General features: G+C 75.0%; 16 protein-coding genes. 10 read left to right on the top strand and 6 right to left on the bottom strand.

Features of this window, described 5'->3' with window-relative positions; all coding sequences use genetic code 11:
- Positions 1 to 32: 32 nt before the first annotated feature.
- From ACI78T_RS06535 to ACI78T_RS06525, 3 genes are all read right to left on the bottom strand, one after another.
- Positions 33 to 644, bottom strand: coding sequence for a maleylpyruvate isomerase family mycothiol-dependent enzyme (locus ACI78T_RS06535; RefSeq protein ID WP_456557271.1), 612 nt, complete (start codon positions 642 to 644; stop codon positions 33 to 35).
- A gap of 236 nt (positions 645 to 880) precedes the next feature.
- Positions 881 to 2329 carry an amino acid permease gene (locus ACI78T_RS06530; RefSeq protein WP_456557270.1) on the bottom strand — a complete coding sequence of 483 codons (1449 nt, stop codon included), beginning with the start codon at positions 2327 to 2329 and terminating at the stop codon, positions 881 to 883.
- 96 nt (positions 2330 to 2425) lie between these two features.
- Positions 2426 to 3706 (bottom strand): alpha-hydroxy-acid oxidizing protein, encoded by a 1281-nt coding sequence (locus ACI78T_RS06525; protein WP_456557269.1) that lies wholly within the window; start codon positions 3704 to 3706, stop codon positions 2426 to 2428.
- Positions 3707 to 3843: 137 nt separating this feature from the next.
- Between ACI78T_RS06525 and ACI78T_RS06520 the strand changes: the two genes are divergently transcribed.
- From ACI78T_RS06520 to ACI78T_RS06475, 10 genes are all read left to right on the top strand, one after another.
- Positions 3844 to 4035, top strand: a complete 192-nt coding sequence (locus ACI78T_RS06520) for a hypothetical protein (protein WP_456557268.1) — start codon at positions 3844 to 3846, stop codon at positions 4033 to 4035.
- 316 nt (positions 4036 to 4351) lie between these two features.
- The gene (locus ACI78T_RS06515) at positions 4352 to 5230 is read left to right on the top strand and encodes a hypothetical protein (protein WP_456557267.1); all 879 of its coding nucleotides are present in this window, start codon (positions 4352 to 4354) and stop codon (positions 5228 to 5230) included.
- Positions 5231 to 5255: 25 nt separating this feature from the next.
- A complete protein-coding gene (locus ACI78T_RS06510) occupies positions 5256 to 5756 on the top strand; it encodes a MarR family winged helix-turn-helix transcriptional regulator (protein ID WP_456557266.1) in 501 nt (166 codons plus the stop codon).
- Between the two features lie 90 nt (positions 5757 to 5846).
- Positions 5847 to 7346 (top strand): HAD-IIIA family hydrolase, encoded by a 1500-nt coding sequence (locus ACI78T_RS06505; protein WP_456557265.1) that lies wholly within the window; start codon positions 5847 to 5849, stop codon positions 7344 to 7346.
- Between the two features lie 47 nt (positions 7347 to 7393).
- Positions 7394 to 8383, top strand: a complete 990-nt coding sequence (locus ACI78T_RS06500) for a glycosyltransferase family 9 protein (protein WP_456557264.1) — start codon at positions 7394 to 7396, stop codon at positions 8381 to 8383.
- Entirely contained in the window at positions 8380 to 9360 is a 981-nt protein-coding gene (locus ACI78T_RS06495; RefSeq protein ID WP_456557263.1) for a glycosyltransferase, read from the top strand. Before ACI78T_RS06500 ends, ACI78T_RS06495 begins: the two co-directional genes overlap by 4 nt.
- Positions 9357 to 10571 carry a glycosyltransferase gene (locus ACI78T_RS06490; protein WP_456557262.1) on the top strand — a complete coding sequence of 405 codons (1215 nt, stop codon included), beginning with the start codon at positions 9357 to 9359 and terminating at the stop codon, positions 10569 to 10571. The genes ACI78T_RS06495 and ACI78T_RS06490 overlap by 4 nt, the downstream gene beginning before the upstream one ends.
- Positions 10568 to 11251, top strand: coding sequence for a D-sedoheptulose-7-phosphate isomerase (locus ACI78T_RS06485; RefSeq protein ID WP_456557261.1), 684 nt, complete (start codon positions 10568 to 10570; stop codon positions 11249 to 11251). The genes ACI78T_RS06490 and ACI78T_RS06485 overlap by 4 nt, the downstream gene beginning before the upstream one ends.
- Positions 11248 to 12609, top strand: a complete 1362-nt coding sequence (rfaE2, locus tag ACI78T_RS06480; protein ID WP_456557260.1) for a D-glycero-beta-D-manno-heptose 1-phosphate adenylyltransferase — start codon at positions 11248 to 11250, stop codon at positions 12607 to 12609. The genes ACI78T_RS06485 and rfaE2 overlap by 4 nt, the downstream gene beginning before the upstream one ends.
- On the top strand, positions 12606 to 13577 hold the full coding sequence (locus ACI78T_RS06475; RefSeq protein ID WP_456557259.1) for a glycosyltransferase family 9 protein: 972 nt from the start codon (positions 12606 to 12608) through the stop codon (positions 13575 to 13577). The genes rfaE2 and ACI78T_RS06475 overlap by 4 nt, the downstream gene beginning before the upstream one ends.
- Positions 13578 to 13693: 116 nt before the next feature.
- Here the strand turns inward: ACI78T_RS06475 and ACI78T_RS06470 are convergent, their stop codons facing one another.
- The 3 genes from ACI78T_RS06470 to ACI78T_RS06460 all read right to left on the bottom strand — a co-directional run bounded on the left by ACI78T_RS06470 (position 13694) and on the right by ACI78T_RS06460 (position 17919).
- Complete coding sequence (locus tag ACI78T_RS06470) at positions 13694 to 15331, bottom strand: VWA domain-containing protein (RefSeq protein ID WP_456557258.1); 1638 nt, start codon at positions 15329 to 15331, stop codon at positions 13694 to 13696.
- A 96-nt stretch (positions 15332 to 15427) separates the two neighbouring features.
- Positions 15428 to 16423, bottom strand: coding sequence for a UDP-glucuronic acid decarboxylase family protein (locus tag ACI78T_RS06465; RefSeq protein WP_456557257.1), 996 nt, complete (start codon positions 16421 to 16423; stop codon positions 15428 to 15430).
- Between the two features lie 173 nt (positions 16424 to 16596).
- The gene (locus ACI78T_RS06460) at positions 16597 to 17919 is read right to left on the bottom strand and encodes an ABC transporter substrate-binding protein (RefSeq protein WP_456557256.1); all 1323 of its coding nucleotides are present in this window, start codon (positions 17917 to 17919) and stop codon (positions 16597 to 16599) included.
- Positions 17920 to 17962: the final 43 nt, after the last annotated feature.

Here is a 17962-nt window from a genome sequence, read left to right as displayed (position 1 = left end):
CACTTCGACGGAAGTGCGGGGCCGCTTCGTCGTCAGCGGCGGGCCAGGCTCCGGCCGTCCGGGAGCGTGCGCCCGCCCAGGAGCACGACCAGCTCCCCGCTCGACGCCCGCACGGGCTCGCCGTCGCCCCAGCTCCAGCCGGTGTCGGTCGCCTCGAGGCGGACGCCGGTCAGGTCGATCCCGAAGAACGCGCCGTCCGCGGCGGTCAGCTGGTCGAGGACGGCGACCACGGCCTCCACCGGTGCGACGGGCGGTCGGTCGAGGGCGACGGTGACGTCGAGGGAGTGGATGACCGAGTGGCTGAGCGCGCCGGCGGCACCCCCGCCCGGCGGCTGCCACGCGTGCAGGGCCGGCGAACGCAGCGCGTCGAGCAGCTCACCGGTGGGCAGCGCGGCGTCGCGAGCGGCCACGGTGTCCGACAGGACGCCGAAGTCGCCGCGGGCGGCCGCCATCTCCGCGCCGAACTGCTCCGGCGTGAGCCGCGCGGGCATCGTCACGTGCGCCACCACGTGCCGGGCCTGCCACCCCTCGCACAACGACGGGGCGTCCCACGTCGCGTCCGGCCCGGCGGCCAGCAGGTCGGCCAGGCCGTCGTAGGTCCGCCCCACCCAGGGCTGGAGGTCGACGGCCACGTCGTCGGTCATGCGCATCTCCTTCGTCGGCGTCCCGGGGGAGACGTCCACCGGCCCGGGAAGTCATCGCCCGCGGAGGAGATCCTGCACCGTGCCGGCCGCCGAGGCCCAGCAGGTGCGTGCTGTGGGGGCGGGAGGCCGGGCCTGACGGTCTGGCCGCGTTGGTCGGTCTACCCAGCAGTGGATAGCCACTCGATTGCCGGCTCTCCCGCCCCGCAGACCACTGTGAGCTGCGCCACAGCCGTCCGTCAACCCCGGTCCGGAGTGTCGCCCCCGGCGTGTCCCGCCAGTGCGGAGTGGGTCCGTGCGTAGGCGACGTAGTTGACCGCCGCGATCGCCAGCCAGCCGGCGAACAGCGCCCACGTGATGCCCGGCAGCCCCCAGATCAGGTAGAGGCAGAAGGCCACCGACAGCACCGGGACGACGGGGTAGCCGGGCACGCGGAAGCCGCGCGGCAGCTCGGGCGCGGTCCGCCGCAGCACGAGGACGCCGATCGACACCACGGTGAACGCGACGAGCGTGCCCATGCTGGTCAGGTCGATGAGGAAGTCCAGCGGCACGAAGCCGGCCAGCAGACCGACGAAGAGGGCGACGGCCACGGTGCCGCGCACCGGCGTCCGGCGGCGCGCGTCCACCCGGCCGAAGAACGACGGGATCATCCCGTCGCGGCTCATCGCGAACAGGATCCGCGTCTGGCCGTACATGGTCACGAGCGTCACCGAGAAGATCGAGACCACCGCCCCCGCGGCGAGCACGATGGCCGGCCAGCGCGACCCGGTGACCTGCTCGAGGATCACCGCCAGCCCCGCCTCCTGGCCCTCGAACGCCCCGGCCTCCTGGGCGCCGACGGCGGCGATCGCCACCAGCAGGTAGACGACGGTGACGACGACGAGCGCCGCGATGATCGCCCGGGGCAGGTTCCGCCGCGGGTCGCGCACCTCCTCGCCGGCGGTCGAGACGGCGTCGAGGCCGATGAACGAGAAGAAGATCGACGACGCGGCCATGCTGACCCCGGCGATGCCGAGCGGGGCGAACGGCGCGTAGTTGCCGGCGTCGAACGCGGTGGCCGCGACGGCGACGAACAGCAGCAGCACCGCGACCTTGATCACGACCATGATCACGTTCGCCCGGGCCGACTCGCGCACGCCGCCGACGAGCAGCACCGCGCAGAGCGTGACGAGCACGATCGCGGGCAGGTTCACCAGGCCGCCCGCCCCCGGCGCGGCCGACAACGCCTCCGGGATCCGGACGCCCACCAGGTCGTCGAGCAGCTGGTTGAGGTACTCGCTCCACCCCACGGAGACCGCCGCCGAGCTGACCGCGTACTCGAGGACCAGGCACCAGCCCACGCCGTACGCGACGACCTCGCCGAGGGTCGCGTACGCGTAGGAGTACGACGAGCCGGCGACCGGGATGGTCGAGGCCAGCTCGGCGTAGCAGAGCGCCGTCAGCGCCGCGGTCACGGCGGCCAGCACGAAGGAGAGGACGACGGCCGGGCCGGCCTCAGGGACCGCGGTGCTCAGCACGAAGAAGATCCCGGTGCCGATCGTCGACCCGATGCCCAGGCAGGTGAGCTGGACCAGGCCCATGCGCCGGGCGAGCCCCTCGCCGTGCGCCGTGTCGTGGCCGGCCTCGTCCACCAGGACGGGGACCGGCTTGCGGCGGAACAGCTGCGCACGCACGGAGGGAGCGGTCACGCGCCCCCCGGTGCCCCCACCCGCCGTCCGAGCAAACCGCCGAGGGGACTTTCCGTACCGGAAGTCCGGGGACTTCCGGTACAGAAAGTCCCCTGGTCAGCCGACGCGGCGCAGGACGTCCGGGGAGAGCTGGTCGACGGCGGTGTGCCCGGTGAGCCCCAGCGTCAGGTCGAACTCGCCCAGGACGTCGGAGATCACCTGCTTCACGCCCTCCTCGCCGGCCAGCGCCAGCCCCCACGCGAACGGCCGGCCCAGCAGGACCGCCGTCGCACCCAGCGCCACGGCGGTGAAGACGTCGCCGCCCGTCCGGATCCCGCTGTCCAGCAGCACCGGCGCCCGCCCCGCCACCGCGCCGAGCACCTCCGGCAGCGCGTCGAGCGCGGAGATCGAGCGGTCGACCTGCCGGCCGCCGTGGGTGCTGACCACGAGGCCGTCGACGCCCTCGTCGAGCGCGCGCCGGGCGTCGTCCGGGTGCAGGACGCCCTTGAGCAGGATCGGCAGCCGCGTCTTCGAGCGCAGCCAGGCCAGGTCGTCCCAGGTGATGGACGGCCGGGAGTAGATGCCGAGGAACGTCTCGACGGCAGCCCGGGGGAGCGGCGACTTCAGGTTGTCCCGGAACGACCCCGGCCAGGCCTTGGCCATGCTGACCAGCGCCTTGACAGCCGCGGGCGTGGGCCGCGGTTGCGGCTCCTTGGGCCCGCCGGCGGCGACCTTCTCCTCGACCAGCCGGCGGAACACCGGGTCGGAGGTGTACTGCGCGATGCCCTTGCCCAGGGCGAACGGCAGGTGCCCCAGGTCGAGGTCGCGCGGGCGCCAGCCGAGCATCGTGGTGTCCAGGGTGACGACGACGGCGTCGCAGCCGGCCTTCTCGGCCCGCCCGACCAGGCTCTCCACCAGCTCGTCGGACGTCGACCAGTAGAGCTGGAACCAGCGCGGGGAGTCGCCCATCACGGCGGCGCACTCCTCCATCGAGTACGACCCCTGGTTGGAGAACACCATCGGGACGCCGGTGGCAGCGGCCGCGCGCGCGACGGCATGGTCGGCCTCGTCGTGCACCAGCTCGAGGGCGCCCACCGGCCCCAGCAGCACCGGTGCGGGGATCCGCCGTCCGAAGATCTCGACGGAGGTGTCCCGGCTGCTCACGTCGCGGAGCACGCGGGGGACGACGGCCCACCGGTCGAACGCCGCGCGGTTGGCGCGCTGGGTGACCTCGTCCCCGGCGCCGCCCGCGACGTACGCGTAGGCGCGCGGGTTCAACGCCCTCTTGGCGGCCTCCTGCAGCTTGCGCGCCGCCACCGGCACGCGCGGGGAGTGGCCGTACACGCCGGCCCGGTAGACCTCGTTCTGCCGACGGCGCCCGGCTCCTGCTTCATCCACGCCGGTCACCGTAGTGATCCAGCTCTCGTGCGTCCGCCGAGGGGAGTTCCCCGGTGCTCGGCAGCGTGCATCCGCGCGGAGCGGGTGGAGGGCCTTCGCCTCTGGAGGCGGGCAGCTCGACGGACATAGCGTCCCTCATGGCCAGCAAGCCCGTGATGTGCCGACTCGGGATCCACTCCTACGTGTACGCGCATCCCCGCGACGAGCACCAGGGACCGGACCAGTACCGGGAGAAGGTGTGCCGTCGCTGCGGGAAGAACCGCGACGACCACCTCATCGCCCTTCCCCGCAACCCACCGCGTGGCCTCGGCCCGACGATCTTCGGCTGACCGGGCCGGGGCCGCGGGCGACCGCTCGGCCGGAAAGTTCCCGACACGCCGCACGACACGCCCGACTGACCAGTAACGGGCTAGCAACGAAGCGTCACTTCCGTCATAGTCGCTGCGAAGTTGCACCACGCTTGGGGGAGCACGTATCACCACCACCTCGCGGCTCGTCGCCGATCAGCGCGCGACGCCCCGCTTCGCTCGACCGGTCGCGTCCGCAGGTCTGTTCACCGGTTTCCTCGTCGCCTTCCTCGGTGCCGCACTGGCCTCCGCCGCGCCTGCCGCCGCGATCGACGACCCCACCCGCCCCGACGCCCGCGTGACGCACGGCCCGAGCTGCAAGCCCGGCGGCCTGGTGGTCGAGGTCGTGGCGGGGACGCTGCCCTACACCGTCCGCCTGGCGACCACCCGCACCCCGACCGGTGAGGACGAGGCCCAACTGCAGCCCGGCGAGACCGTGGTGCTCCGCAGCGGCGACGTCGCCTGGGGCGAGACCATCGACGGCCGGCTGGAGTTCACCGCCGGCGACGGCTCCGGGACGACCTACGTCGACGAGCTCGAGGAGTACAGCTTCACCCGTCCCACCCGGGAGGACTGCGCCGCCGTCGCCCAGCCGACGAACCCCGACCCGGCGCCCCCGACGTCGGCGTCCCCCTCGGGCAGCGCCTCCGGCACGCCGGGCGGGCCGAGCACCGGAGCGGCGCCGCCCAGCGGTTCGACGTCCCCGACGCCGGCACCCACCGCGGAGCCGCGGTCGTCCGACCCGGCCGTCCCCGCGCCCGCCGGGGGTGCTGCCACCCCGCCCGCGCGCGCGGTCAGCCCCGGCGAGACGGTCACGGTCGAGGCCAGCGGCTTCCTGCCCGGGGAGAAGGTCACGATCCAGCTTCGGGCCGGGGGCGAGGTCCTCGGCACGGCCACCGCCGGGCCCGACGGCACGGTCTCGGCCGAGATCCGCATCCCCGAGGGCGCGGCCGCCGGCCGGACGACGGTCGACCTGGTCGGCGCCGACTCCGCGGTGGTCGCCGACGTGGAGCTGCGCATCGCCGGCTCGGAGCGCGTCGTGGCGAGCGAGGGCTGGGCCGACCTGGTCCCGTTGACCGCCGCGGCCGTCGCGCTGGTGGGCAGCGTCTCCGGGCTGGTCTCCGTCGCCGGCGACCGGCGCGCCGCCCGGCGACTCGCCGTCCCGTGGAGCGCCTGAGGCCGGCATCGGCGACCATGGAGGCGTGCCCCGCCCCGAGGACGCGCTCGCGCGCGGAGTTCCCCGGGACGCCGGGGCGGTGCCCGGCGCGACGCCCCGCCCGGCGGAGACCTGGTTGCGCATCGTGCAGGTGCACGACCGCATCTCGCACCGGGTGGACTCCGCGCTGCACACCCAGCACGACCTCTCGCTGACCGGGTTCGAGGTGCTGCGCCGGCTCGCGGAGTCGGCCGGGGAGCGGGCGAGCATGGGGGAGCTGGCCGAGGCGGTCGGGCTCTCCCGGGCGGGCGTCACCAGCACGGTGAACCGGCTGGTCGCCCAGGGCTTGGTGCTGCGCGAGCGCGGGGGCGAGGACCGCCGCCTCCTGCACGCCCGGCTGACCCCGGCCGGGCGGGAGCGCGCCGTCCAGGCGACCGGCACCCACGACGACCTCGTGGCCCACCTGCTGACCCTGCTGGGGGACGACGCCCCGCTGGTCACCGACGCGCTGGCGAGGGTGTCCGCGGCGACGCGCACTCGACGCTGAGGCGTCCTCCCGGCAGACGGACGACTTCGGGCCGGAAAAGCTTCAAGCCCGTAGTGTTTCACCGGAACAAGATCGGGCACCGGCTCGATCATGTCGTCGACGATCGCGAGCACCAGCGTCGTCGTTCCCACCATCGGGCGGCCGTCCCTGGACGTGCTGCTCGACGCCCTCGCCGCTGCCCCGGGCCCGCGCCCCGCGGAGCTGATCCTGGTCGACGACCGGCCCTCCGGAGCGCCGCTGCGGCCCGAGCGGCCCGGTCTCCCGCCTGTGCGCGTCGTCCGCACCGGCGGCGGAGGCCCCGCCCGCGCCCGCAACCTCGGCTGGCGGACCGCCCGCACCGACTGGATCGCCTTCCTCGACGACGACGTCGTCCCCGACCCCGACTGGTACGAGCGCCTCGAGCGGGACCTCTCCTCCCTGCCGGCCGACGTCGCGGGCAGCCAGGGCCGGGTCCGCGTGCCGCTGCCCGAGGACCGCCGGCCCACCGACTGGGAGCGGGGCACCGCGGGCCTGGCCACCAGCAGCTGGATCACCGCCGACCTGGCCTACCGCCGGGCCGCGCTGGCCGCCGTCGGCGGCTTCGACGAGCGGTTCCCCCGCGCCTTCCGCGAGGACTCCGACCTGGCCCTCCGGGTGATGGACACCGGCGCCCGGCTGGTCCGCGGCGACCGCTGGATCACCCACCCGGTGCGGCCGACCGACCGCTGGGTCAGCGTGCGGGTGCAGGCGGGCAACGCCGACGACGTCCTCATGCGCCGGCTGCACGGCCCGGACTGGCGGGATCGGGCCGACGCCGCGCTCGGCCGCCGCCCCCAGCACACCGCGGTGACGGCCGCGGCGGTGGCCGCCCTGGGGTTCGCCGCGGCGCGCCGGCCGCGCGCGGCGGCTGTGGCCGCGGCCGCGTGGCTGGCCGGCACGGCGGAGTTCGCCTGGGCACGGATCGCATCCGGACCCCGCACCCGCGACGAAGTGGCCACGATGACCCTGACCAGCGCCGCCATCCCGCCGCTGGCGACCTGGCACTGGCTGAAAGGGGTCGTCCGACACCGGGGGGTCCCCGCCTGGCGCGGGCTGCCCGACCTGGTGCTGTTCGACCGCGACGGCACGCTCGTGCACGACGTCCCCTACAACGGCGATCCCGACAAGGTGCAGCCGGTCGACGGTGCGCGGGAGGCGCTGGACCGGTTGCGCGCCCGCGGGGTGCGGGTCGGCGTGGTCAGCAACCAGTCCGGCGTCGCCCGCGGGCTGATCACCCGCGAGCAGGTCGACGCCTGCATGGCGCGGCTCGAGGAGCTGCTCGGCCCGTTCGACACCGTCCAGGTCTGCCCGCACGGCCCCGACGACGGCTGCACCTGCCGCAAGCCCGCGCCGGGGATGGTCAAGGCCGCCTGCGCCGTGCTCGACGTCGACCCCGCGCGGTGCGTGCTGATCGGCGACATCGGCGCCGACGTCGAGGCCGCCGCGGCGGCCGGCGCGGTCGGGATCATGGTCCCGACGCCGGTCACCCGCCGCGAGGAGGTCGACGCCGCCGGCCGTCGCGCCGGCACGCTGACGGCGGCGGTCGACGACGTGCTGGCGGGGCGATGGTGACCGACCCCGAGGGACTTTCCGTACAGGAAGTCCCTGAGGGGCGGACGGTGCTGGTCGCCCGGCTGGACAACGCCGGGGACGTGCTGCTGCAGGGCCCGATGGTCCGCGCGGTCGCCGCTGGTGCCGACCGCGTGGTGTTCCTGGCCGGACCCGCCGGTGCGGAGGCCGCGCGACTGCTGCCCGGGGTGGACGAGGTCTGGACCTGGGCCTGCCCGTGGATCCTCGGCGACCCGCCGCCCGTCGACGCCACCGACCTCGCGGTGCTCACCGAGCGGGTCCGCGCGCTCGCGCCCGACGAGGCGCTGATCAGCACGTCGTTCCACCAGTCGCCGCTGCCGCTGGCCCTGCTGCTGCGTGCCGCCGGGGTACCGCGGATCTCGGCGATCAGCGTCGACTACCCCGGGTCGCTGCTCGACGTCCGCCACCGGGTGGACGACGACCTGCCGGAACCCGAACGAGCGCTGTCGCTGGCCCGCGCCGCGGGGTTCGACCTGCCCGAGGGCGACGAGGGCCGGCTGTCCGTCCGTCGTCCGCTGCCTGAGCCCCGGCACGAGCCGGGGTACGTGGTGCTCCACCCGGGCGCCTCGGTGCCGGCCCGGGCGTGGCCCGCGCAGCGGTGCGCGGAGGCGGTCGAGGCGCTGACCGCCGCGGGGCACCGGGTGCTGGTCACCGGCGGCCCGGGCGAGCGCGACCTGACCGCCGCCGTCGCCGGCACCTCCGGCGTGGACCTCGGGGGCGCCACCTCGCTGCCCGAGATGGCCGCGCTGCTCGACGGCGCCGCGGCTGTCGTCGTCGGCAACACCGGCCCGGCGCACCTGGCCGCAGCCGTCGGGACGCCCGTCGTCTCGCTGTTCGCGCCGGTCGTCCCGGCCGCCCGCTGGGCGCCCTACGGCGTCCCCACCGTGCTGCTCGGCGACCAGACCGCCCCCTGCCGCGGCACCCGGGCCCGCGAGTGCCCGGTGCCCGGCCACCCCTGCCTGACCTCGGTGACCGCTGACGACGTGGTCGCCGCGGTGGAGAAGCTGGTGACGACGTGAAGGTCCTGGTCTGGCACGTGCACGGCTCCTGGACGACGGCCTTCGTCGAGGGACTGCACGAGTACCTGATCCCCGTGACGCCCGATCGGGGGCCCGACGGCCTCGGCCGCGCCCGCACGTGGGACTGGCCGGCGTCGGCCCGCGAGGTGACCCCGGAGCAGCTGCGCGAGGAGGACGTCGACGTCGTCGTCCTCCAGCGGACCCGCGACCTCGAGCTCGTGCGCGAGTGGCTGGGCCGCGAGCCGGGCCGGGACCTGCCGGCCGTCTTCCTGGAGCACAACGCGCCGGGACTGGACGACGGAGCCGCACCGATACCTCTCACGCTGCACCCGCTGGCCGATCGCGACGACATCCCGATCGCGCACGTCACCCACTTCAACCGGCTCTTCTACGACAACGGCCGGGCGCCGACGACGGTCATCGAGCACGGCATCGTCGACCCGGGGGAGCGCTACACCGGCGAGCTGGCGCGGGCCGCCGTCGTCACCAACGAGCCGGTCCGCCGCGGCCGCACGGTGGGTGCCGACCTGCTGCCGGGGCTCGCGGAGGTCGCGCCGGTCGACGTCTTCGGCATGGGGCTGTCCGGCCTGCACGAGCGGTACGGGCTCGACCCCGACCGCGTGAGCCTCTTCGACGACCCGCCGCAGGCGGCGATGCACGCGGAGCTGGCCAAGCGCCGCGTCTACGTGCACCCGGTGCGCTGGACGTCGCTCGGGCTCTCGCTGCTCGAGGCCATGCACCTGGGCCTGCCCGTGGTCGCGCTGGCCACGACGGAGGCCGTCGAGGCGGTGCCCGCCGACGCCGGCGTGCTGTCGACGCGCCCCGAACGGCTGTGGGAGGCCGTCCGCACGTACCTGCACGACGAGGACGCCGCCCGGCTGGCCGGCAAGGCGGCGCGGGCCGCCGCGCTGGAGCGGTACGGGCTTCCCCGGTTCCTCCGCGACTGGGATGCACTGCTCGAGGAGGTGACCCGATGAGGATCGACCTGGTCAGCGAGCACGCGAGCCCCCTGGCGGCCATCGGCGGCGTGGACGCCGGCGGGCAGAACGTGCACGTGGCCGCGCTCGCGGCCGGGCTCGCCGCGCGCGGCCACGAGGTCACCGTGCACACCCGCCGCGACGACGCCGCGCTGCCGGAACGGGTGGTCGTGCAGGACGGCTACAACGTCGTCCACGTGACCGCGGGCCCGCCCGAGCAGCTGCCCAAGGACGAGCTGCTCCAGCACATGCCGGCGTTCGCGCGGGTGCTGCGGCACGGCTGGGCGGCCGCTCGGCCCGACGTCGTGCACGCGCACTTCTGGATGAGCGGCCTGGCCTCGGTCGAGGCGTCGGCGAGCCTGCTCTCCCCGGTCCCGGTGCTGCAGACCTTCCACGCGCTCGGCTCGGTGAAGCGGCGCCACCAGGGGGACGCCGACACCTCGCCCGCCGAGCGGATCGACCTCGAGCGCGGGCTCTGCCGCGACGTCAGCCACGTGGTCGCCACCTGTTCCGACGAGGTGTTCGAGCTGCGGCGGCTCGGCCTGCCCAAGGACCGCGTCTCGATCGTGCCCTGCGGCGTCGACACCTCGGTGTTCACGCCCCGCGGCCCGGTGGCGCCGCGCGGGGAGCGGAAGCGGCTGCTCGTCCTCGGCCGGCTGGTCGAGCGCAAGGGCCAGGACGACGCGGTGCGGGCGCTGCGCGCGGTGCCCGACGCCGAGCTGGTCGTCGTGGGCGGCCCGCCGACCGATCAGCTCGCCGCCGACCCCGAGGTGCAGCGGCTGCGGGCCGTGGCCGCCGACGCCGGGGTGGCCGAGCGGCTGGTGTTCACCGGCGCCGTCGCGCGCGCCGACGTCCCCGGCTGGATCCGCTCGGCCGACGTCGTCCTCGCCGTTCCCTGGTACGAGCCGTTCGGCATCACGCCGCTGGAGGCCATGGCGTGCGGGCGTCCCGTCGTCGCGACCGCCGTCGGCGGGCTGCAGGACTCCGTCGCCGACGGCGTCACCGGCGACCTCGTCCCCGCGCGCGACCCGGAGCGGCTCGGTGAGGTGCTCGCCGCCCTGCTGGCCGACGACGACCGGCGGGCCGCGTACGGCGCCGCCGGCGTGCGCCGGGCGCGCGACCGCTACCGCTGGAGCCGCGTCGTCGCGGACACCGAAACCGTCTACCGGCAGGTGCTCGCCCGCCGCCGTCCCGTGGAGGTCGCCCGATGAGCGTCTCGCCGCACTCCTTCTTCGAGAACGTGGTCGCCGAGGTGCCCGCCCCGGACACGTGCACGCACCTCACCGGCGCCGACCACGTGGCCTCGCTGACCGCGGCCCTGGGCTCGCTGAACGGGCAGCTCGACGCGCTCGACCGGTGGGGGCGGCAGCTGGCCGACGTCCTGTGCAGCGAGTCCCGCGGGCGGCTGCTGGCCGCCGGCAACGGGGGCAGCGCCGCCCAGGCCCAGCACCTGACGGCCGAGCTGGTGGGCCGCTACCGCGCCGACCGGCCGCCGTTCTCCGCGATCTGCCTGACCGCGGAGACCTCGTCGCTCACCGCGATCGCCAACGACTACCCGGCCGACGAGCTGTTCGCCCGGCAGGTCGAGGCGCACGGCCGCGCCGGCGACGTGCTGATCCTGCTGTCGACGTCCGGCCGCTCGCCCAACGCCGTGGCCGCCGCCCGGCGGGCCCGCGAGTGCGGGATCACCGTCCTGGCGCTGACCGGGCCGTCGCCCAACCCGCTGGCCGCCGTCGCCGACGACGCCGTGTGCATCGAGTCGCCGTGGACGGCGACCGTGCAGGAGTGCCACCTGGTCGCGCTGCACCTGATCTGCGCCGCGTTCGATGCGGCGGTGCTCGCCGAGCCGTCGCGGGTGCCGACCGGGCCGTCGCTCGGGAGCGCCTCGTGAAGGCTCCGCTCGTCGTCGTCGGCGACGCGCTGCTCGACGTCGACCTGGTCGGGACGGCGTCCCGGCTCACTCCCGACGCGCCCGTGCCCGTGGTCGAGGACGTCGAGACGCGGGAGCGTCCCGGAGGTGCCGCGCTGGCGGCGGTCATCGCCGCGTCCGCGACCACCCGCGAGGTCGTGCTGGTCGCGCCGATCGACACCGACGACGGGGCCCGCCGGCTGCGGGAGCTGCTGGACGGCCGGGTGCGGCTGGTCGAGATCCCGTCGAGCGGCGGGACCGCCGTCAAGCAGCGGGTGCGGGTGGGGGACCACTCCGTCGTCCGGCTGGACAGCGGCTCGCCGCTCGCGACGCTCGGCCCGTTGCCGGAGGAGGCGGCCGCCGTGATCCGCGACGCGGCCGCCGTGCTGGTCGCCGACTACGGGCGCGGCACGACCGCCGCGGCCGACGTACGGGCCGCGCTGGCCGCCGCCCGCGGGCCGGTGGTCTGGGACCCGCACCCGCGCGGCGCCGACCCCGTGCCCACCGCCCGTCTGGTGACGCCGAACGGGGCCGAGGCCGCGCGCGTGGTGCCCGATGTGGAGGGCGAGGGGCTCGCCGCCGTCGGTGCGCGGGCCGAGACCCTGATCGCCACCTGGGGCGTGGGGGCCGTGGCCGTGACGATGGGTGCCCGCGGGGCGCTGCTCTCCTACGGCTCGGGCGCGCCGATGGTCGTCCCCGCCGTGCCGGTGACCGGCGGCGACCCGTGCGGTGCCGGTGACTCGTTCGCGGCGGCGGCGACGATCGCGCTGGCCGACGGCGCGGTGACCGGCGAGGCGGTGTCGGCCGCCGTGGCCTTCGCCGGCGCCTTCGTGGCCGGCGGCGGCGCCTCGGCGTGGGACCGCGACTCCGCCGGCGCCAACGTGGTCGCAGAGCCGGGCGCCGACGGCGTGATCGCCCGCGTGCGCGCGGCCGGGGGCACCGTGGTGGCCACCGGCGGCTGCTTCGACCTGCTGCACCCCGGCCACGTCGCGACGCTCCGGGCGGCACGCGGACTCGGCGACTGCCTGGTGGTCTGCATCAACTCCGACGAGTCGGTGCGGCGGCTCAAGGGCCCGACGCGGCCGCTGGTGACCGCGACCGACCGCGCCCGCGTCCTCGAGGCGCTGGAGTTCGTCGACGCCGTCGTGGTCTTCGACGAGGACACCCCCGCCGAGGTGCTCGACCGGCTGCGCCCCGACGTGTGGGCGAAGGGCGGCGACTACGCCGGGGCGGACCTCCCGGAGGCCGCGGTGCTGCGGACGTGGGGCGGCCAGGCCGTCGTCCTGCCCTACCTGGACGGCCACTCGACGACCGCCCTGGTCGAACGCTCCCGCGTGTGACCAGGGGCCAAAGTGGCCACTTCGGCCCCCCGACCGCTGTGGTGCTGCGGCCGCTGGGGCTGGGGGACCTGCTCACCGGGGTGCCGGCGATCCGGGCGATCCGGTCCGCGGTTCCCGACCACCGGCTGGTTCTGGCGACGACGGAGGCGCTGCGTCCGCTGGCCGAGCTGATCGACGCCGTCGACGAGGTGCTGCCCGCCCGCGAGCTGGAGCCGCTCGACTGGGACGGACCGCCGCCGGAGCTCGCCGTGGACCTGCACGGCAAGGGCCCGGCCTCGCACGTGATCGTCGCCGACCTCCACCCCCAGCGGCTGCTGACGTTCGGCAGCCCCGGCTACCCGGGGCCTACCTGGTACGCCGACGAGCACGAGGTGCGGCGCTGGTGCCGGCTGGTCTCCGAGGGCCTGGGTGTCGACGCCGACCCGGACGCGCTCGACCTCGCCGTCCCGGACGTCCCGCCGCCGGTGACCGGTGCGAGCGTCGTCCACCCGGGGGCGGCCTTCCCCGGGCGCCGCTGGCCGCCGGACCGGTTCGCCGCCGTCGCCCGCCACCTCGCCGACCACGGGCACGACGTGCGGATCACGGGCGGGCCGGCCGAGGTCGAGCTGGCCCGCGAGGTCGCCCACCTGGCCGGGCTCGGGGAGGAGGCCGTGCTCGCCGGGCGGACGACGTCGCTCGAGCTGGCCGCCGTGGTCGCCGCCGCCCGGCTCGTGGTGTGCGGGGACACCGGCGTCGCGCACCTGGCGACCGCCTACCGCCGCCCGTCCGTCGTGCTGTTCGGACCGGTGTCGCCGGCGCTCTGGGGGCCGCCGCCGCGGGCCGGGCTCGGCGGAGGAGCACTGCACACGGTCATCTGGCACGGGGACGGCACCGGCGACCCGTGGGGCACCGACCTCGACCCGGCGCTGGCAGCCGTGACCGTCGACGAGGTCATCCGGGCTCTGGACGACGCGCCTGCTCGCGGCTGACCCACCTGGGTCGATGCTCTGCCTCTGCTTACCGGTGCAAGCAGGGGCAGAGCGTCATCGGTGTCTCCTCCCGAGAGGCCGCTCCTGCTCAGGAAGCGGACGCGGGTTCGCGGCTGTCAGCCGCGCTGGCGGAGGGCGTCGAAGAGCACCGTCTGGAGGTCCGCCGGGTCGACCGCGGAGTACGCCGCACCCGCGGTGGCGTCGGCGATCTGCTGCAGGGCGGCCAGGTCGGCGTCCGGGCCGAGCGCGACACCGATCACCTTGATCGGCCGCTCCGGGTTGGCCTCGTCGCGCAGCGTCTGCAGGAGAGCGTCCAGCTGCAGACCCGACGCGTCGTCCTCGTTCGTGCCGTCGGTGAGCACCAGGACGCTGTTGACCGCGGTGGGGTCGTAGTTGTCCCGGGCCGCGCGCACCGCGGCCAGCGTGGAGTCGTACAGCCCGGTCCCGCCCGGGGTCAGCCGCCCGGGGATGCTGTCGAGCTGGGTGTCGAGCACCTCGCGCTGCGGCCGGCCCTCGGCGTCGGCGTCGAGCTCGCGGGTGGGCACCAGCTCGGCCCAGTCCTGGCCGTTCTCCAGCTGGTAGGCGAACACCCACAGCCCGATGGCGTAGTCACCGGGCACCAGCGAGAGGGTCGCCTTGGCGGCGTCCCGGGCCAGCGTGGCGCGAGTCCCGTCGCCGACCGGAGCTTCCATGGACGTCGAGACGTCGAACACCGCGAGGATGCGGGACGGCGAGGCGAGGCTCGACAGCCGCGACAGCAGCGCCTGGATCGCGGCGGGGTCGAGCTCGAGGGCCGCGGGGGCCGCCTGCTGGATGCCGGAGTCGGCGGCGTCGGTCGGCCCGGCCCCGTCGCGGTCGCGGAAGCCCGCGTCCACGGCGGCCGTGCGGGCGGTGTCGGACGTCAGCCGGCGCACCACGGCGTCGACCGCGGCGGCGGCGTCGTCCGACGGGGAGCCCACCTGCAGGATCGGGTAGTCCAGCGACGGGCTGCCCTCGGTCGGGTACACCGCCACCAGCGACGAGCCGTCGGCCGCCTGGTTGGTGGCGTAGACCTCGTGCTCGCTCACCGGCACCAGCGGCGCGTCCGGGCCACCGGCCTCGCCCGCGGCCAGCCCGTCAGCGGCGGAGACCGACGGCCCCCGCTGGGCGGCGAGCACCGCCTGCACGACGGCGTTGTCCGCGTCCTCGTCGCTCCCCAAAGCGGTGCGGACGGCGCCGAGCGCGGCCAGCCCCTCGGCGCTGGTGGCGAGGTCCGGCACGGCCAGCGCCTGCTCGCCGGCGAGCGCTTGACCCCAGCCCGGGGGAGCAGCGGCCCAGCCGAGCGCGTCGACCGCTTCGCGGCTGGTGCCCAGGACCACGGGGGAGGAGGCGAAGTTGCCGACCGGCTCCAGCGGCGCGTCGCCGGCGCGCGCGACCCACAGCGAGGAGTCGGGCAGCCAGACGTCGGGTAGCGCGTCGGCCTCCAGCGCGGAGAGGTCACCGACCGTCTGCAGCGGCTCCTGCGCCGTCACCTCGGCCTCGGCGCAGCCCCCGCCGTCGAGCTCGATCGGGTCGGCGAGCAGGTCCTCCGTGACCGGTTCGAGCTCCGGGGCCACCGTGACGGCGACCGCCTCGGGGGTGTCGCACCCGTCGTCCGACCCGGTCAGCCACCAGACGAGCCCGCCGGCGACCAGCAGGACGACGACGCCGGCGGCGATCAGGAGGGGGAGGGGCGCGGTGCGGCGCGGGGCAGTGGGATCGGCGTGGCGGCCCATGCTCGCTCTCTGTGGTCGACTCGGGGAGACGCGGCCCCCCCGAGTCCGCGGACCACAGCTTAGTTGGCCGGAGGCGGACCGTGCGTGGTGTGTCGCTCACACCGCGCGAAGAACGGCCCCGTCGCGCTGCGCCGCGAACCACTCGACGGTCCGCCGCAGGCCCTCTTCGGAGGGGACCGTCGGCCGCCACCCCAGCAGCTGCTCGGCGCGGGTGGTGTCCGGGCGGCGCACCTTCGGGTCGTCGATCGGCAGGTCGATGAAGCCGATCTCCGAGGACGACCCGGTCATGGCGACGATCCGCTCGGCCAGTTCCAGCATCGACAGCTCGTCGGGATTGCCGATGTTGACCGGACCCGGGTGCCCCGACCAGGCCATCGCGAGGATGCCGCGCACCGTGTCGTCGACGTAGCAGATCGACCGGGTCTGCGACCCGTCCCCGGCCACCGTGAGCCGCCGCCCCTCCAGGGCCTGTCCCACGAACGCGGGGATGGCGCGCCCGTCGTCGGGGCGCATGCGCGGCCCGTAGGTGTTGAAGATGCGGACGATGCCGGTGTCGGTGCCCTTCGACGTCCGGTAGGCCGTCGTCATGGCCTCGCTGAAGCGCTTGGCCTCGTCGTACACGCCGCGCGGACCGACCGGGTTGACGTTGCCCCAGTACTCCTCGCGCTGCGGGTGCTCCAGCGGGTCGCCGTACACCTCCGACGTCGACGCCAGCACGTAGCGGGCGCCCTTCTCGTGGGCCAGGCCGAGCGTGTGCAGGGTGCCGAGGCTGCCGACCTTGAGCGTCTCGATCGGCATCTTCAGGTAGTCGATGGGGCTGGCCGGCGAGGCGAAGTGCAGCACGAGGTCGACCGGGCCCGGCACGTGCACGAAATCGGTGACGTCGCAGCGGACCAGCCGGAAGCCGGGGTGCTCCATCAGGTGCACCACGTTCTCCGGGGACCCGGTGAGGAAGTTGTCCAGGCACACGACCTCGACGCCGCGGTCGAGCAGGTGCTCGCACAGGTGCGAACCGAGGAAGCCGGCGCCACCGGTCACCACCGCCCGCCGGATCGTCCGGGCCTCGCGCACGATGTTCGGTTCGTGGGTCATGCCGACCTCTTCCTGCTGGATCCGCCGCGGCAGCGGAGCGGCCGTCGGGCGCCTCCTACCCGGCGCGCAGGTGCACACACTTCGGAGCTGAAGTGTTTCGGCACGGTCCCGGAACGGCGGCGGGCCGCCGGCCCCCGAAGGGGACCGACGGCCCGCGTGCGTGGTGCGAACTGCTAGTCGACGACCGACTCCTCGTCCGGGATGCCGTTCTCCGGCGGGGACGCGGGCTCGCCGTCGAACTCCTCGATCTCCGCGTCACCGATGTCGGTGATCTGGACCGGCACGACCTCCTCGGAGCCCGTCCCGACGATCCGGGTGATCGACATGCCGCTGGTGCCCATGTGGCTGTCGGCCGAGTAGCGGAACGGCGCGAGGACCGGACCCTCCCAGTCGGCACCGGCGGTCTCGATCGCCTCGACGATGCCGTCACGGGTCGGGTTCTGACCGGCGGCCTGCAGGGCCTGCACCATCGTGTAGGCCATGCTCATGCCGTAGATCCGGTAGTTGGTGAGCTCACCCTCCTGGCCGGACGCGTCCCAGATCTCCTGGAACTTCTGGACCCACGGGTTGTCCGTCTCGTCGATCGTCGGCAGGTAGTCGGTGGTCAGCGCGCCGTCGAGCAGGCTGGCGTCGCTCACCGCACCCTGCGAGAAGCGGGCCAGCAGCGAGCCGACCAGCGTCGGGTCCGACCCCACGTTGGAGTAGAACCACTGCTCCGGCTGGTAGCCCAGCTGCAGCGCGGTCAGCTGCGACAGGGCCGTGTAGCTGGGCACGTTGAAGCCGACGACGAAGTCCGCCCCGGCGGCCTGCAGCTCGGAGATCTGCGGGGCCACGTTCGTGTTGCCCGGCGTGTAGCGCACCGCGGCGACGATCTGGTCCTCGTCGAGGTACTGGCGGATGCCGGCCTCGCCGTCCTCGCCGAAGTCGTCGTCCTGGAGGAAGAGCCCGACCTTGGCGTCGGGGAACTCGTCGGCGATGTACTGGCCGATGATCTTCCCCTCGCTCTCGTAGTCGGTCTGCCAGCCGAAGGTGTAGGGGTTGGCCTCCGGGTCGTCACCCCACAGCAGCGAGCCCGAGGAGACGAACAGGTCGGGCACGCCCTCGCTGTTCAGGAAGTCGAGGACGGCGCTGTGGGTCGGGGTGCCGAGACCGCCCATGATCGCGAAGACCTCGTCCTCGAGGACGAGCTGGTTCACGACCTGGCTGGTGTTGGTCGGGTTGTACGCGTCGTCGCGGTAGATCCACTCGATCTGCCGGTCGTACACCCCGCCGTTCTCGTTGACGTAGTCGAAGTACGCCTGGACACCGGTCGGGATCTCGCTGTAGCCGGGTGCCGCGACACCGGTCAGCGGGTAGTGCGAGCCGATCTTGATGGAGTCCTCGGTGACACCGATGTCGGAGGCCTCGTTCTCGCCACCACCACCGCCACCGCCGCCGCTGTCGTCGTTGCCGCCACCGCACGCGGCGACGGTGGAGACGACGGCTGCTGCGGCCACGAAGGACACGAGACGTCGGGAGGATCTGGACAACAGTTCTCCT

The organism is Blastococcus sp. SYSU D00922 (assembly GCF_054050495.1).
Note: the sequence above shows the minus strand (reverse complement) of the source record. Positions and strands in the feature narration are given on the sequence as shown.